This window comes from Polaromonas sp. P3_C2 (assembly GCF_056402675.1).
Genome location: NZ_JBFUGX010000731.1, coordinates 1 through 1,884 on the forward strand (window position 1 = coordinate 1; position 1,884 = coordinate 1,884).

The following is a 1,884-nucleotide window of genomic DNA, read 5'->3' on the forward strand; positions in this document are numbered from 1 at the left end:
GAGAAAGGGAGGGCCGTGTAAGCAGCGCCTGCTGGTTCTCAGTGATTGTCGCGCGGCACGAAAGAGCCGCGCTTGCCGACCAGGAAATCCAGGTCAACGCCTTCGTCGGCCTGCAGCACGTGGTCGATGTAAAGCTTCCAGTAGCCTGAAGACAGCGGCGGCTCGGGTGCTTTCCAGCTGGTCATGCGCCTGGCGAGCTCTTCGTCACTGACATGCAGGTGTAGCCGGCGGTTGGGCACATCCAGTTCGATGATGTCACCGTTTTGCACCAGGGCCAGTGGCCCGCCTGCTGCGGCTTCAGGGGCTGTGTGCAGTATCACGGTGCCATACGCTGTACCGCTCATGCGGGCGTCGCTGATGCGGACCATGTCGGTGATGCCTTTGCGCAGCACCTTGGGCGGCAGTGGCATGTTGCCGACTTCGGCCATGCCGGGGTAGCCCTTGGGCCCGCAGTTCTTCAGCACCATCACGCAGTTCTCGTCGATGTCCAGGTTTTCATCGTCGATGCGTGCATGGAAATCTTCAATGGTTTCAAAGACTACGGCACGGCCTTTGTGCACCATGAGCGCGGGCGTGGCTGCGCTGGGCTTGATGACCGCGCCGCGCGGCGACAGGTTGCCCCGCAGCACGGCGATGCCGGCCTTGTCCTTGAAGGGAGTGGAGAGCGGCATGATGACATCAGTGTTGTAGTTTTCCGCATCAGCAATGTTCTCGCCGATGGTTTTGCCGTTGGCTGTAATGGCGCTGGTGTGCAGGTGCTGCGCGATTTCCTTCATCACGACAGGCAGGCCGCCGGCGTAGCAGAAATCTTCCATCAGGTATTTACCGGAAGGCTGCAGGTTAACGAGGCAGGGCAGCTCGCTGGCCAGGCGGTCAAAGTCATCCACCGTGAGCTTCACGCCGATACGTCCGGCGATGGCGATCAGGTGAATGACTGCGTTGGTGGAGCCGCCAATGGCGGCCAGGGTCTTGATGGCATTTTCGAATGCCTCACGCGTGAGAATCTTCGAGAGTGTGAGGTCTTCGTGCACCATCTCGACGGCACGTCGACCGGCCATGCGGGCCAGTACATTGCGCCGGCCGTCCACTGCCGGATACGCGGCGTTGCCGGGCAGGCCTATGCCCAGCGCCTCGACCATGCTGGCCATCGTTGATGCCGTGCCCATGGTCATGCAGTGGCCGTGGCTGCGGTGCATGCAGCTTTCGGCCTCAAAAAACTCGGCAAGTTTGAGTGTGCCGGCACGCACCTGCTCGCTCATGCTCCAGACGCCGGTGCCCGAGCCCAGCTCCTGGCCGCGCCATTTACCGCTGAGCATAGGCCCGCCGCTGACACCCACTGTAGGCAGATCGACGCTGGAGGCGCCCATCACCAAGGAGGGCGTGGTTTTGTCGCAGCCCATCAGCAGCACCACGCCGTCGATCGGATTGCCGCGAATGCTTTCTTCCACGTCCATGCTGGCCAGGTTGCGGTACAGCATGGCGGTGGGGCGCAGCAGCGTCTCGCCCAGCGACATCACCGGAAACTCCAGTGGAAAGCCGCCTGCCTCATAGACACCGATCTTGACCTGCTCGGCGATGGTGCGGAAGTGCGAGTTGCAGGGAGTCAGTTCGCTGAAGGTGTTGCAGATGCCGATGACCGGCCTGCCGTCAAACTGGTCGTGCGGGACGCCCTTGCCCTTGACCCAGCTGCGGTAGGCAAAGCCGTCGCGGTCCTGGCGGCCGAACCATTGCTGGCTGCGCAGTTCTTCGGGTTTCTTTTTGGGTTTGCTGCTGTCGGTCATGTGCTGTCGGCCTAAATAGTAGGGTTAATCCTGAAAGTGTAAAGGTATTATCGTCATACCATTGCGGCCGCTGTCTTAGTGAAAACCATGATCGGAGTAGTTC

1 protein-coding gene is annotated in these 1,884 nt (G+C 61.1%); it reads right to left on the bottom strand.

Annotated features, from left to right (window positions below; translation table 11 throughout):
- Positions 1–38: 38 nt before the first annotated feature.
- On the bottom strand, positions 39–1,781 hold the full coding sequence (locus AC1DWI_RS21285) for an IlvD/Edd family dehydratase (protein WP_477671418.1): 1,743 nt from the start codon (positions 1,779–1,781) through the stop codon (positions 39–41).
- Positions 1,782–1,884 lie beyond the last annotated feature (103 nt).

Coding starts and splice junctions, on each gene's coding strand:
- AC1DWI_RS21285 (WP_477671418.1), bottom strand. CDS start 1,781: ATGACCGACAGCAGCAAACCCAAAAAGAAACCCGAAGAACTGCGCAGC.